Source organism: Rheinheimera baltica (assembly GCF_030731985.1).
Taxonomy (GTDB): domain Bacteria; phylum Pseudomonadota; class Gammaproteobacteria; order Enterobacterales; family Alteromonadaceae; genus Alishewanella; species Alishewanella baltica.
The window spans coordinates 57,923-71,825 of record NZ_JAPJDY010000001.1 but is presented as its reverse complement, the minus strand read 5'-3'; the positions used below and the strand labels follow the sequence as shown (position 1 = coordinate 71,825).

The following is a 13,903-nucleotide window of genomic DNA, read 5'->3' as shown; positions in this document are numbered from 1 at the left end:
GGTGGGTCGTGCTGGATTCGAACCAGCGACCAATTGATTAAAAGTCAACTGCTCTACCAACTGAGCTAACGACCCATTTCGATATCAATGTTATTGGCGGTTTGGTGGGTCGTGCTGGATTCGAACCAGCGACCAATTGATTAAAAGTCAACTGCTCTACCAACTGAGCTAACGACCCTAACCGCGGAGGCATATCTTACTGATTTACGGCTTTTGTGCAACCAAAAAGTATTAAAAACCACGTTAACATAGTCTAAGTGCTCAAAATGCCAGCGATTGCTAACATCTTGTGCACAGAAAAAACCCGGCATATGCCGGGTTATATTATTTTAGAGCGTCAATTCTGTCTTGTGCCAATTTGGCTGAAGTCGCTGTTGAATACTTCGCAACAAGTTCGCGATAATACCGCAGAGCTGCGTCTTTTTGGTTCTCGCGCTCAGCAACCTGACCAAGTTTCAACAAGGCGTCGGCAACTTTATTAGATTGAGGGAAATTATTAACCACCCGTTCAAAATGCGTTTTCGCTTTTGCCAGCTCGTTGTTATTAAATAATAACTGACCAAGCCAGTAATGCGCGTTAGGGGCATAACTTGAATTGGGATAGGTTTGAATAAACGTCTCAAACTCTGGAATTGCCGCATCGTAACGACGGTCTTTAAGCACCATATTTACGGCTTTGTCATAGGCATCATTTTCAGACACATCTGACGAATAGCTGGAGGTTGCAACAGGGGTTTCTACCTGAGGCGCTGGTACGGCATTCGCCGCAACCGGAGTCTGGATAGCACTTACCCGCCGATCAATCTCTTGGTACAAATCACGTTGACGTTGCAAAATTTCGTCTAGCTGATACGAATGGGTTTCTGTTACTCCGCGTAGTTCACTAACTTCATCCAGTAACGTTTGCAATTGCTGCGCCATGCGAAGCTGAGCTTCCGTTCTGGCCTCAACAATTCGTTCAAGTGTCGCTAAGCGTTGTTCAATGCTGCCTGATGGCGATGCCATAGCATTATTAACCACAACGTTGTTACGATTAAGATCAGTAACCGGAGCAGGATTAGCACCAACACTGGTATGAACCAGTGTTAATGCTGCTATCAGAGTATATTTTACAGTCATGCGTATCAATACAGTAGTGAGTCTGGATTAATAGACTAACACTGCACGACGGTTTTTAGCAAAGCCTGCTTCGCTGCGAGACATATCTACTGGCTTTTCTTCACCGTAGCTAACCGTTGAGATTTGGCCAGATGAAACACCCAGGTTCTGTAAATACTGTACTACAGCAACTGCACGACGCTCGCCCAGTGCAATGTTGTACTCTGGCGTGCCGCGCTCATCTGAGTGACCTTCAACAGTGATACGTACGCTTGGATTTGCGGTTAAAAACGCACCGTGCGCCTGCAGTGTTTCAATGAACTCTGGGCGTACTGTGGCTTTGTCGAAATCGAAGTAAATGGTGTTTTCCTGACGCAGTGATTCAAGCTTCTGACGCATCTGTTCAGCTGGGCTAACTACCTTCTCAACCGTTTCAACCTGCACGGTCTCTTGCGGCATAGAAGAAGTATCAGCGCCTGACTGATCAGTAGAAGAAGTTGAGCTACAAGCCGCCAGGGTCAGCACTGGTAATGCGATTAATAAACCTTTTAACACTTTATTTAATTTCATGATGTTGTCCTAGTATGTAAATGTAATAACTGTTTTGTTTTTTATAAAAACGGCGACCATGCTGGAGATTTCACTTGTCCATCAACTGCTGGTAGCCTTGCTTTAAATCGACCATCCATAGAAACCAGTGCTAACACCTGCGTAGCGTCATGCATAGTGCTATAAATAATCATAGAACCGTTTGGCGCTACACTGGGTGATTCATCCAGATTTGTTTTGGTCAGCACTTGCAGAAAACGGGTCTGACGATCCATTTTTGCTATGTGATACTGGCCTCTGGTGCGGTTAACCATTACCACCGAACTTCCGTCCGGCATAAAAGATCCGGCCAGGTTCATTTCACCTTCAAAGGTCAAACGTCTGGTCGTACCCGTTAACAAATTTACGCTATACAGTTGCGGATTGCCACCGCGCTCAGAACTAAACAACAGCTCTTTGCCATCTGGCGACCATGACGGTTCCGTGTCGATAGCCCGATGATTCGTTATGCGTGTTAATGCTTTTGTTGCAACGTCCATAGTATAAATTTCGGTATTACCGTCTTTTGACAATACCATGGCCATCGTTTTGCCATCAGGAGACCACACCGGCGCGCCATTAATACCCGGTGTGCTACTGAGTATGGTGCGACGGCCGGTGTAAATGTCCTGAATATAAATTTGTGATTGTCGCTTTTCAAAGGTGACATACGCCAGCTTGGTGCCATCAGGTGACCAGCTGGGTGACATTAACGGTTCTTTTGAGCGCAACAAAATTTGCTCATTGGCACCGTCATAATCAGCAACCACTAACTGATAAGGAAATTCCAGCTTGCGGTTAACCAAAACATAAGCAATTTTGGTTAAAAACGCGCCACGCTCTCCGGTCAGTTTTTCATAAACTATATCGCTGATGCGATGGGCATATTGCCTGAATTGGCTACCATTAATCGTCGTTTCACGACTGTCCAGTATATGCTCCATACTGCCTGTCAAGCGCCCGGCATTTAATGCTTGCCGATTTGCCGTGTTGCTGCCTTTTAACACATCAACCAGTTCAAAGTTAACCGTGTAACGGTCAATACCCACTTCGGTTATTTGCCCAACAACTATGGCCTCTACGCCTTCACGTGCCCAGGCAGCATAATCGATTTGCTCAGCGCTCTGTGGTCGCTGTGGCATTTTTATATTGGCTAATGGGCTAAATTTACCGCTGCGCATTAAATCTGCGGCAATAATTTCATCCAAACGTTGTTGTGGCAACGTTGCACCTTTAAACGTAAACGGCACTATGGCTATAGGCCGGCCTGAGTCAATACCGCCGGTTATCACTATTTCCAATGATGCCTTTGCCTGCGAGCTAAACAGCAACGCCGCTAGTACCAGACCAATTAACTTAACAATATTCAAAACTGAGGCTCCACCCTTAATGTTATGTCTTTCAATTTATCGTATACGTCCGGATCACTGGACATTGGCATGGTGCCAATCCGGTTTACTGCACGTAACGCCGAGTCGCATACATTGCTATCGCCACCAAGGACCTTAACACTTGTTACAAAGCCTGTCGTTGCTAAGCGTATATTTACTGAACAAGACTTGCCTCGCATACTTTCATCTTTATATAACGAGCGGTCAACGGCATCAGAAATTAACGCGATATAACGCTGAACCTCTGTTGCGGCTTGACGAGCCCGCGCCGCAGAACGCGCTTGCGCTTCTTTAGCAAGTTGTTCCTGCATTGCACGCTCTTGCTCTGCTTTTTGATTTGCCTCTGCGGCCTGACGCGCACGCTCAGCCGCTGCTTTTTCCGCTGCGGCCTGTTCCGCTTTGCGTTTCTGCTCCGCTGCTTTGGCAGCATCCTCAGCCTTTTGTCTTTCTTGCTCTTTTACAATACGCGCTTGCTCTGCTTCTTTGGCTTTGGCATTTTCCTGTTGCTGACGCTTTTTCGCTTCAGCCGCTGCTGCTTTGGCTTTTTGCGTTTCGGCATCCGCTTTACGTTTTTCTTCAGCCACCCGCTTTAAGCGCTGCTCTTCTGTAGTCCGATTTTTTTCCGCCTGTTCTGCCCGGCGCTCTAAATCGCGTATACGTTTTTCTTCTGCCGCCTTTAATGCATCGCGTTCGCGCTGCATTTGCTCTACCCGCTCATTTAACAGCTTTTCATCTACCGCTACGGCTTCTACCGGCGCTTGACCTTCTGATTCCAGGCTTACTGACACCATCTCTGGTGTACTGGAAAAATCAGCACTAAATAATAACAACACCAGTATTGCCAAATGTAGGCCAAGCGATTTCGCCAGTGGCGCTTCAATATGCAAAGCCATACTACTTCGAATCCAGGTTATCGGTCATCAGGCCAACCGCCGGCGCACCGGCTACTTTTAGCACATTAATCAATCGTATAACGGCGTCGTAGCTAACTCTACCATCGCCTTTTACTATCACTTGCGTACCCGGTTCAATTTTCAACCAACTGGCCACTTCCAACGTTAGCTCAGCGGCTGTAAACGGCCCCTGCTGCTTACCGTCTTTCTCAAAATAATACAGGCCGTCCTGATCAACCGTTGCTACAAGAGGTGTTTTACCATCTTGCATCTGTTTAATAGGTTCGGCCGCAGATTTAGGCAGCTCAACCTTTACGCCTTGAGTAATCAACGGCGTTGTAACCATAAAAATCACCAACAAAACCAACATAACGTCGATGTAAGGTACTACGTTTATTTCAGCCTTTAACCGCCGCTTTTTTCGCACGTACATCAGGCCGCATCTCCGGTGTTAGACACCGCCTGGCGATGTAAAATGTTGGCAAATTCTTCAACAAAATTTGCATAGCTACTTTCAAGGGATTCCACCTGATGTGAAAACTTGTTGTAAGCAATAACTGCCGGTATTGCCGCAAACAAACCAATGGCGGTGGCAATAAGTGCCTCAGCTATACCTGGCGCAACCATAGACAATGTAGCTTGCTCAACTTGCCCCAGCGCAATAAACGAATTCATAATACCCCACACCGTACCAAACAAACCGATATAGGGGCTGATAGAACCCACTGTCGCTAAAAACGGCAAGTGCATTTCTAACCGCTCAACTTCGCGTGACAAGCCAACCCGCATCGCCCGTTGCGTGCCTTCCATTACCGCAGCAGGCTGACGGCTATTCGTTTTATGTAAGCGGGCAAACTCTTTAAACCCTGACTTAAATAATGCTTCTAAACCACTATTGGCTGCACGCGCACTAACTTCGTTATATAACTTAGATAAATCTACACCCGACCAAAACTTGTCTTCAAACTTCTTGGCTTCTGTTACCGCCTCGCTCAATGCTTTACGACGGCGAAATATCATGGTCCAGGACATCACAGACATTGCCAACAGAATTAACATAACCAATTGCACGACAAAACTGGCTTCAATTAACAAACTTAAAATAGAAATCTCACCTGCCACGTTTTAATACCTCTGTCACTTCAGCCGGAATCGCTCTGGCTTTCATTTCCTGTAGTGCAATACAGGCTACTTTAATCTCTGCCGTGCAAATGATATCGCCGGCGCTATTGTGAATTGTTTGAGCAAAAACTATGCTAGCATGCTTTAAGGTACTGATTTGACTAGAAACCGTCAATAATTCATTAAATCTTGCCGGCTTTTTGTTTTCCATTAAAACCTTAGCAACAACAAAGGCGACATTTTTTGACAATAATGAATCCTGCTCAATACCCAGGGCGCGCAACCATTCGGTGCGCGCTCGTTCAAAAAATTTCAAATAATTTGCATAATAAACTATCCCTCCAGCGTCGGTATCTTCGTAGTACACTCGCATTGGGATTGTAAAGACAGTATCAGACATGAATATTCGCTTTAATTGCTGTATATGATAAGTAAGCCTGAGTAGTAACTCAATCGCTTGTACAAGCGAATCACAACTATATTTTTCTGCTGCGCCCACTTGTATTTTAACACCGTTTCTGTTGACTGATATTCCATCACTTAGTTCCGATTTATTTGCTTGTCGACCAACGCACCAATTAGTACGACGAATGCAATTAACATTATCAAAACTAACAAAAACTTATACTGCTTATAGTGCAGCTTGTAGCTTAACCCTGTATGAACAGTGGCATTCCTGTGCACCACACCGAAGCTCTGTTCAATTACTAACCAAATAGTTTTCACCTATACATTAGTTTTTTTTATGGGAAAGTGATAATTTTTCTCGTTTGAAGTAATTACTCCAAATATCTATCATACGCAGGTGTTCTGAGCTAGCGCAAAGAATTGGCAGCCTGCTGCAAATTCTTAGTAAAGATCATTTGGTAATGAGATTTGTGTGGATACCAAGTTTTATTGCTGTTTCAACATGTTCCCTGGATTTTTTTGAAGCACTCCTTCAACTTGTTGCATTGCCCGCTCTTTTGAGCGGGCTTTTTTTTATCCACGTCCTGGCTAACACTACAGCGTTGTTGTCTGCGTTAAAGTCCAATAACTCACATAGTTTACTATGCTCGTATTGCACTTTAACTTGTCGCCTAGCTGTAGCACTAGCCATTTAGTGGATACGTCCATTTAACTTAGTCTGTTTTGGGTAAATCAAAGCCAAAGTGCTGGTAGGCACGAGGCGAAGCGATGCGGCCGCGTGGGGTGCGTTGAATAAAACCCTGTTGAATTAAAAACGGTTCTATTACATCTTCAATGGTGTCTTTCTCTTCGCCAATAGCGGCAGCGAGATTGTCTAGGCCAACCGGCCCGCCCATAAATTTTTCTATAATAGCCAGAATAAGTTTGCGATCCATATAATCGAAACCTTCGGCGTCTACATCAACCATTTGCAATGCCTGTGCGGCTATATCTACCGTTACCTCGCCATTGGCTTTAACTTGCGCATAGTCGCGTACACGCCGCAACAGGCGATTAGCAATACGCGGGGTGCCTCGCGAGCGACGGGCTATTTCTGCCGCGCCGGCTTCGTCCAGCACTAAATTTAAAAAATGGGCTGAGCGCAAAATAATTTGTGTAAGTTCTTCTACTTTATAAAATTCAAGACGCTGCACTATGCCAAACCGATCGCGCAGTGGTGATGTTAGCGCACCAGCACGCGTTGTGGCCCCAACCAGAGTAAAAGGAGGAAGATCCAGTTTAATAGAGCGTGCTGCCGGGCCTTCACCAATCATAAGATCCAGCTGATAATCCTCCATCGCTGGATACAAAATCTCTTCAACTACCGGGCTTAAGCGATGAATTTCGTCGATAAAGAGCACGTCATTGGGTTCAAGGTTGGTCAGTAATGCGGCTAAATCACCAGCTTTTTCCAATACCGGGCCGGAGGTGGTTTTAATGTTCACGCCCATTTCATTAGCGACAATCATCGCCAATGTGGTTTTGCCTAAACCAGGAGGACCGAATATCAACACGTGATCAAGCGGATCACCACGCCCTTTTGCCGCCGCAATAAAAATTGCCATTTGCTGGCACACGTGTTCCTGACCGGTGTAATCTGCCAATGTTTTGGGCCTGATAGCCCTGTCAATTACTTCGTCTTCGCGCGTGGCGCTGGTCTGTATTAAACGGTCGGCTTCTATCATGGATTAAATCATACTCCTAAGCGCGGCTTTGATAAGCTGTTCACTGCTCATATCGCTTTGCTGTACCTTCTTCACAGCTTTATCTGCCTGCACTTGTGTATAACCCAGCGACACTAAAGCGCCGATGGCATCCTGCTCAGCACTTTCTACCGGACTAAAAATAGCCTCATCGCCTTGTAGCATCAATGCATCTGTCACTGCTGTATTAGGCGTTATACCCCAGTCTTTTAGCCTGTCACGCATTTCCACCACCAGTCGCTCTGCCGTTTTTTTACCAACACCGGGCAGTTTAACCAGCGTACTCACATCATCCAATTGCACACAGCGCACAAATTGCTGCGCTGTCATGCCAGACAAAATAGTCAAAGCTAGCTTAGGCCCGACACCGTTGGCTTTAATCAATTGCCGGAATAACGCACGCTCTGTTTGATTTACAAAACCATACAACAGCTGGGCGTCTTCACGTACAACGAAATGCGTGTAAAGTGTGGCTTCTTCCCCTGTTGCGGGTAGCTGATAAAAACTCGTGAGGGGTAACTGCACCTCATAGCCAACACCGGCAACTTCAATTAATAAATCTGGAGCCTGCTTTTCCAGCAAAATACCCCGTAAACGTCCAATCATAGTGTCTGCTTATGGTTAAAGAATATCGACAACAGCGTTAGCGCAACCGGCCACGAACCGTTTTGCGCGCCTGGCCTGCCAGGCTGACTAAACTTTGCTGAGTATGCCCATGACATAAAGCGACTGCAAGCGCGTCTGCCGCATCGGCCTGTGGGTTAGCAGGCAATTTTAAAAGAGTACGCACCATATGCTGAACCTGCGCTTTGTCAGCGGCGCCGGTGCCCACAACTGACTGCTTGACCTGACGAGCAGAATACTCGAACACGTCAAGGCCCGCATGCTTTGCAGCAACAATGGCGGCCCCTCTGGCCTGCCCCAGCTTTAAAGCTGAGTCGGGGTTGCGGGCCATAAAAACTTGCTCAATCGCGAAAATGGTTGGCTGTGTCTGGGTGATAATTTCACTGACACCATTGAAAATATCCAATAAGCGCTCAGGTAGCAGGTCTGTGGTGTTAAGCCGAATACAACCACTGGCAACATATTCAAATTTGGCGCCGCTTTGCTTTACGACCCCGTAACCGGTTAAACGGCTACCGGGGTCAATGCCCAAAATAATGTTCACTTTTACCCGTGCTCAAGCATCAATGCATCGCTGATATCGGCATTATGATACACATTCTGCACATCGTCAGAGTCTTCCAGTTGGTCAATCATTTTGAAAAACGCTACGACAGATTTTTCATCTACTTCAGCCCGTGTTGCCGGTACTAAGGTAATATCTGCGCTATCCGGATTAAAACCGGCTGCGCTCAAGGCCTGCTTCACATCACTGAACTCCTCAGGTGTTGTGAAGACTTCAACACTGCCGTCCGCTTCAGTAACGATATCGTCGGCGCCAGCTTCAAGCGCGGCTTCCATCAAGGAATCTTCGTTCACCCCAGGTGCATACATCAATACACCACGCCGAGTAAATAAATACGCCACCGAGCCGCTCGTCCCCAGGCTTCCACCCGCTTTAGTGAACGCGTGGCGTACATCGGCTACCGTGCGCTTATGGTTATCCGTCATCGTTTCAACAATAACCGCAACGCCATTGGGGCCGTATCCTTCGTATACCAGCTCTTCATAGTTTTCTGCATCACTGGCTCCGGCGCCACGCTTAATGGCCCGATCTATTGTGTCGCGGGTCATATTTTCAGATAAGGCTTTATCGACTGCTAAGCGTAAGCGTGGATTGGCAGTGACATCGGGGTTTTGCTTGGCAGCAACGGTAAGCTCACGGATTATTTTAGTGAAGATTTTACTTTTTTTAGCATCCTGACGAGCCTTGCGATGCTTCATGTTCGCCCATTTACTATGGCCGGCCATTAGTTACTCCTTAGTTGTGGCAGCATTAAGCTGCCACGGTGTTGCTATTAACGCTGTGCCGTCGTAGTTACTGCTTAGCGACGACACTGATACCTAACTCTGCCAGTTGCGCTGGGTTAGCGGCACCAGGTGCATCTGTTAACGGACAAGCAGCTGTAGCTGTTTTAGGAAATGCCATTACATCGCGAATTGATGTAGCACCCGTCATTAGCATCACTAAACGATCCAGGCCGAACGCTAAACCCGCATGTGGTGGCGCGCCGTACTTTAACGCTTCTAACAAGAAACCAAACTTTTCAGCCGCTTCTTCATCGCTAATGCCTAGTAAGGTAAACACCTTTGCCTGCACATCGGCCGTATGAATACGCACCGAACCACCGCCTAATTCAGTGCCATTTAATACCATATCATAGGCATTAGATAGCAACGAACCTAACTGCAAATCGTTATTGGCTGTACTTAAAAAAGCCGAAGTGTCTAATGGCGAGGTGAACGGGTGATGCACAGCCGAGAAACTGCCATCATCGTTTTCTTCGAACATTGGGAAATCAACAACCCACAATGGCTTCCAACCCGGTTGCGTAATGCCTAAATCTTCGCCCAGCTTAAGACGCAATGCGCCCATCGCTTCACAGACTACCTTGTAGCTGTCTGCACCAAAGAATATTAAGTCACCATTAGCGGCATCGGTACGGGCAATAATGCTGGCAATAATGTCTGGCGTTAAAAACTTTGCCACCGGCGACTGCACACCATCACTTCCTGCAGCGACATCGTTTACCTTCATCCATGCCAAACCTTTAGCACCATAGATACCAACAAAATTGGTGTAATTATCAATATCTTTGCGAGAAACTTTCTCTGCCGCGCCAGGTACTTTTAAGGCGACAACACGGCCCTTCGCATCGTTAGCCGGGCCCGAGAACACTTTAAACTCAACGTCTTTAAGTACATCGGCAACATCTACAAACTGCATGGGGTTACGTAAATCTGGCTTATCTGAACCGTACAAACGCATTGCTTCAAAGTAGGTCATACGCGGGAACTGGCCCAAATCGACGCTTAACAACTCGTTAAACATCTGATGAACCATTTTTTCCGTAACCTCAATCACTTGCTCAGATGTCATAAAAGAGGTTTCGATATCAATCTGAGTAAATTCTGGCTGACGGTCAGCGCGTAAATCTTCATCACGAAAGCATTTAACAATTTGGTAGTAGCGATCAAGCCCTGACATCATCAACAATTGTTTAAACAGTTGTGGGGACTGGGGTAGTGCAAAAAATTCACCTTTGTGCGTGCGGCTTGGTACCAGGTAATCACGAGCGCCTTCCGGTGTAGCCTTGGTTAGGATGGGTGTTTCAACATCCATAAACCCATTACTGTCCATAAAGTTGCGCACAAAACTGGTCACTTTGGCGCGAAACTTCAACCGCTCGGTCATCATAGGACGACGCAAATCAAGATAGCGATACTTTAACCGCTGTTCTTCGCTATTGTTTTGATTTGAATCCAGTGGCAATGGCGCAGCTTTATTGAGGATAATCAGTTCGCTGGCATAGACTTCAACTTCGCCTGTTGCCATGTCTTTATTGATTTGTGAATCTGGACGCGCACGAACCTGGCCAATAATCTGAATACAAAATTCGTTACGCAAGGTGTAAGCCACATCGAACAACTCTTTTAAATCTGGATCGCACACTACCTGCACCATACCTTCACGGTCGCGCAGGTCTAAAAATATCAGTCCGCCCAGATCACGGCGGCGATTAACCCAACCGCATAAAGACACTTGTTGTTCAACATGTTGCGCGGTTAACAAACCGCAATAATGGCTACGCATTAAACCTTCCTTCTACCTTGCTAATCAGCGGCACTAAAATGACGGCTAATTATATAGAATTGACGCCTAATGTCACTGCCCGTTCACGAAAACCCCGCTTTAGAGAAACAGTAATGATTTTTGCCCTGCTGTTTGATCCGGTACATTAGACTATCCGCTACTTTTAATAATCTTGCGCAATCCGTGCCATCATCAGGATATACAGCAATACCTATACTGGCGCCAACTTGCACGTCGCCTACAGACAGCGTCATTGGTTCTGACAGTTGCGATAAAACTTTCTGGGCGACGATGGCAGCGTCATCCCGACTTAGAAGGCCAGTGAGTAAAATAACGAATTCATCACCACCAAATCTGGCGACCGTATCACTCTTTCTTACTACGCCACTTAGCACCGCGGCCAACTTCATTAACAATTCATCTCCTGTATCGTGGCCGTACTGGTCATTGACTTCTTTGAACCCATCCAAATCGATAAAAAGCAGCGCCATTATCTCATTATGCCGGGCATGCTGAAGTAACGCTTGTTGAATGCGCTCTTTTACCAGAGTGCGGTTTGGAAGCTTAGTTAAATCGTCATGCGTGGCCATAAAACGCATTTGCTGTTCAGCATGCCTGCGTAATGCTACCTCGCGGCGCAGTGACAAATTCCACAGCACAACAAACGTCAGTAGCAAAGCAACCGCACCGCCAATTTGCCACATTAACTGGCGCAGCTGGGACTTGTTAATGCCTTGCGTTATTTGCAAACTAAACCACTTTTCGTAGAGTTCATCACGCTCTTGCTCGCCAATGCTGCGCAGCCCTTTATTTAATATATTTGTCAAAGTGGGATAATCTGCTCGTACTGCAATTAACGAAGGGTAATATGGCAAGTCCTCTAGTATTTGCACTTTAAGATGCACAAAGCCGGCTTGGCGCAACGCTTCCGTTGACGCTTGTACCGAGTCAAGCACGAAATCCACATCATCTTGTTGCAACAACGCCAAACCCGCTCTTAACGATTCTACCGGCACTATCTCAATCGAAGGATAAACATCGTTTAGCTGCCGCGCTAATTGATAATCTTTATAAATTGCCACTCTTCGACCATTTAATTCAGCTGCACTGACAATACCATCCGCATTGAAGGAACTAACAACAGCCCATTTCATTGCCCAAAACTCATCGCTAAAACTGGCAAAATGTTTCCGCTCTTCCCGTTCAGAAACATTGGCAATGAGATCAATGTTTTTAAGTTGCAGATCAGTTAGCATTTGCTCAAACGTTTGGTAAATTTTTATATCAAATCGCACCTGTAATCGCTGCGCCAAAATCGCTAGCATATCAACCGTTACGCCTGCCGGTTTACCGTTTTCATCGACAAACTCCATAGGTGACCAATCAGCTAACATAGCCACCTTAAGGGGGGTATGCTCATTAACCCATTTGCGCTCGTCTTCCGTTAACGGTGTTTGATACCTAAACTGTGGGAAATACCACAAATTACTTTGGGGAACCCACGCTTTTTCAATTTCAATAAAAGTATCAAGCGGCAACTTGGCAAAACCACTGCGAATTTTCTCAGCGAGCTCGTCGTTACCTGCACGAACTAAGCTATACATTGGCGAAATAATTTCTGAGTCTTGCTGCTCTGTAAACAGCTCAGCCTGATTCAGTTGCTGTAATCGTGTCGGCATTATCGCTGCTGCACCGAAAAAACCGGCTAACTTGCCATCGACTGCCGCACTGAGCATGTCTGCCAACTTGCGGTAACGAATAAACTCGGCATTAGGGTAACGCCGGCGCAATTCGTTGACATAAGGTGCGTTTTCATAGACGCCTACTTTAACAGCGGAGCTCGCCGTTAACGTACTTTGCGGGTTCGCTTTTAGGGCATAAAATTTTGATTGGAAACCATAAATCTGATAGGCCGCCATAATGTTGTCTTCCTGCAAATTATTGTCAGGGAAGCTTATCAGCGCATCTATGCGACCTTTTTTCAGATTTTGAATATTTTGATAGGATCGATCAGGTACAAAGGCAATTTTCGTTCCTGTTTCTTTAGCCCATTGCCGCCACAAATCGACAAAAAGACCTTGTGCTTCACCTTGATTAGAAACATGGGTATAGGGCGGATTGTCAATGGCTACACCGAGTAGTAACGTATCATCATCTGTTGCAGTACCAAGCCAACGCCGCTCCAGGCGATCTAGAAATGCTTGATCAACCGTTTGTGTTATTTGCTGTAACAACTCGAACAAGGCGTTGTTCTTATTAACCGCGTAACTGAGCGAGATATTGCGCAATGGAATTTTGCGATACATTGGAAATTGTTTTGATAACTCGTCGTATCGCTCATAACGGGGTGGCAGCCTATCAAGCCCCGTCATCACGTTTATTTTTCCGTTCAATGCAGCGTCATACATTACCGTGACATTAGGGTAAGGTTTAAGCACTACATCTGGCACCAGCGCTCTAATACTGTCGACATGGCTGGACTTATCAACCACGCCAATACTGTAAGGTGTTAGATCACTCAATTTAGAAATACTTGGCATATCTCTGTGCACAAATACGTTGCTATATATGTCAATGCCAGTGGCACCTAACTGGTAATTCAGCTCGCGCTCGGCAGTTTTGGCGATACCGCCATGCAAGTGTACCTCACCGCGTTTCAACACCGCTAAGGTCTGAGCCCAATCTGCCATAACAAATTGCACCTCGATCTGTTGCTGTTTAGCAATCTCTTGCCAGTAATCAACCACCAACCCGGCTGCATTACCGTTTTCATCGAGAAACATATAAGGAAAGGTGTCATTACTAATAACAATTTTAAGCGGGTCGGGCAGCGTCGATGCAGCATGAGCGCGCATTCCAGCCAAACTGAGTACAAGCAAACAAAGTAAAAACCTGAATATCATT

General features: G+C 46.1%; 13 protein-coding genes and 2 tRNA genes. All 15 read right to left on the bottom strand.

Annotated elements, in window-relative coordinates; all coding sequences use genetic code 11:
• Positions 1–2: 2 nt before the first annotated feature.
• A tRNA-Lys gene (locus ORJ00_RS00365) sits at positions 3–75 on the bottom strand.
• A gap of 27 nt (positions 76–102) precedes the next feature.
• Positions 103–178: transfer RNA gene (locus tag ORJ00_RS00360), tRNA-Lys, on the bottom strand.
• A 146-nt stretch (positions 179–324) separates the two neighbouring features.
• A complete protein-coding gene (ybgF, locus tag ORJ00_RS00355; protein WP_305972947.1) occupies positions 325–1,119 on the bottom strand; it encodes a tol-pal system protein YbgF in 795 nt (264 codons plus the stop codon).
• A 27-nt stretch (positions 1,120–1,146) separates the two neighbouring features.
• Complete coding sequence (gene pal / locus ORJ00_RS00350; RefSeq protein WP_306138673.1) at positions 1,147–1,668, bottom strand: peptidoglycan-associated lipoprotein Pal; 522 nt, start codon at positions 1,666–1,668, stop codon at positions 1,147–1,149.
• A 41-nt stretch (positions 1,669–1,709) separates the two neighbouring features.
• Complete coding sequence (tolB, locus tag ORJ00_RS00345; protein WP_240474901.1) at positions 1,710–3,056, bottom strand: Tol-Pal system beta propeller repeat protein TolB; 1,347 nt, start codon at positions 3,054–3,056, stop codon at positions 1,710–1,712.
• Entirely contained in the window at positions 3,053–3,970 is a 918-nt protein-coding gene (gene tolA, locus ORJ00_RS00340) for a cell envelope integrity protein TolA (protein ID WP_306138672.1), read from the bottom strand. Before tolA ends, tolB begins: the two co-directional genes overlap by 4 nt.
• 1 nt (position 3,971) lies before the next feature.
• Positions 3,972–4,403, bottom strand: a complete 432-nt coding sequence (gene tolR / locus ORJ00_RS00335) for a protein TolR (protein ID WP_305972943.1) — start codon at positions 4,401–4,403, stop codon at positions 3,972–3,974.
• On the bottom strand, positions 4,403–5,092 hold the full coding sequence (gene tolQ / locus ORJ00_RS00330) for a protein TolQ (protein WP_027671718.1): 690 nt from the start codon (positions 5,090–5,092) through the stop codon (positions 4,403–4,405). Before tolQ ends, tolR begins: the two co-directional genes overlap by 1 nt.
• A complete protein-coding gene (ybgC, locus tag ORJ00_RS00325; RefSeq protein WP_037054837.1) occupies positions 5,082–5,492 on the bottom strand; it encodes a tol-pal system-associated acyl-CoA thioesterase in 411 nt (136 codons plus the stop codon). The genes tolQ and ybgC overlap by 11 nt, the downstream gene beginning before the upstream one ends.
• 721 nt (positions 5,493–6,213) lie before the next feature.
• A complete protein-coding gene (gene ruvB, locus ORJ00_RS00320; RefSeq protein WP_027671720.1) occupies positions 6,214–7,224 on the bottom strand; it encodes a Holliday junction branch migration DNA helicase RuvB in 1,011 nt (336 codons plus the stop codon).
• Positions 7,225–7,227: 3 nt separating this feature from the next.
• Positions 7,228–7,848: a Holliday junction branch migration protein RuvA gene (gene ruvA / locus ORJ00_RS00315; RefSeq protein WP_027671721.1), complete on the bottom strand. Its 621-nt coding sequence runs from the start codon at positions 7,846–7,848 to the stop codon at positions 7,228–7,230.
• 37 nt (positions 7,849–7,885) lie between these two features.
• On the bottom strand, positions 7,886–8,410 hold the full coding sequence (ruvC, locus tag ORJ00_RS00310; protein ID WP_027671722.1) for a crossover junction endodeoxyribonuclease RuvC: 525 nt from the start codon (positions 8,408–8,410) through the stop codon (positions 7,886–7,888).
• 2 nt (positions 8,411–8,412) lie between these two features.
• The gene (locus tag ORJ00_RS00305) at positions 8,413–9,156 is read right to left on the bottom strand and encodes a YebC/PmpR family DNA-binding transcriptional regulator (RefSeq protein ID WP_306125146.1); all 744 of its coding nucleotides are present in this window, start codon (positions 9,154–9,156) and stop codon (positions 8,413–8,415) included.
• A 67-nt stretch (positions 9,157–9,223) separates the two neighbouring features.
• Positions 9,224–10,999 carry an aspartate--tRNA ligase gene (aspS, locus tag ORJ00_RS00300; protein ID WP_306125145.1) on the bottom strand — a complete coding sequence of 592 codons (1,776 nt, stop codon included), beginning with the start codon at positions 10,997–10,999 and terminating at the stop codon, positions 9,224–9,226.
• Positions 11,000–11,082: 83 nt separating this feature from the next.
• The gene (locus tag ORJ00_RS00295; RefSeq protein ID WP_305977562.1) at positions 11,083–13,902 is read right to left on the bottom strand and encodes a transporter substrate-binding domain-containing protein; all 2,820 of its coding nucleotides are present in this window, start codon (positions 13,900–13,902) and stop codon (positions 11,083–11,085) included.
• Position 13,903 lies beyond the last annotated feature (1 nt).

Bases quoted from the DNA above. Each gene is read 5' to 3' on its own strand.
- ybgF (WP_305972947.1), bottom strand. From the start codon at position 1,119: ATGACTGTAAAATATACTCTGATAGCAGCATTAACACTGGTTCATACC.
- pal (WP_306138673.1), bottom strand. From the start codon at position 1,668: ATGAAATTAAATAAAGTGTTAAAAGGTTTATTAATCGCATTACCAGTG.
- tolA (WP_306138672.1), bottom strand. From the start codon at position 3,970: ATGGCTTTGCATATTGAAGCGCCACTGGCGAAATCGCTTGGCCTACAT.
- tolR (WP_305972943.1), bottom strand. From the start codon at position 4,403: ATGTACGTGCGAAAAAAGCGGCGGTTAAAGGCTGAAATAAACGTAGTA.
- ybgC (WP_037054837.1), bottom strand. From the start codon at position 5,492: ATGTCTGATACTGTCTTTACAATCCCAATGCGAGTGTACTACGAAGAT.
- ruvB (WP_027671720.1), bottom strand. From the start codon at position 7,224: ATGATAGAAGCCGACCGTTTAATACAGACCAGCGCCACGCGCGAAGAC.
- ruvA (WP_027671721.1), bottom strand. From the start codon at position 7,848: ATGATTGGACGTTTACGGGGTATTTTGCTGGAAAAGCAGGCTCCAGAT.
- ORJ00_RS00305 (WP_306125146.1), bottom strand. From the start codon at position 9,156: ATGGCCGGCCATAGTAAATGGGCGAACATGAAGCATCGCAAGGCTCGT.
- aspS (WP_306125145.1), bottom strand. From the start codon at position 10,999: ATGCGTAGCCATTATTGCGGTTTGTTAACCGCGCAACATGTTGAACAA.
- ORJ00_RS00295 (WP_305977562.1), bottom strand. From the start codon at position 13,902: ATGATATTCAGGTTTTTACTTTGTTTGCTTGTACTCAGTTTGGCTGGA.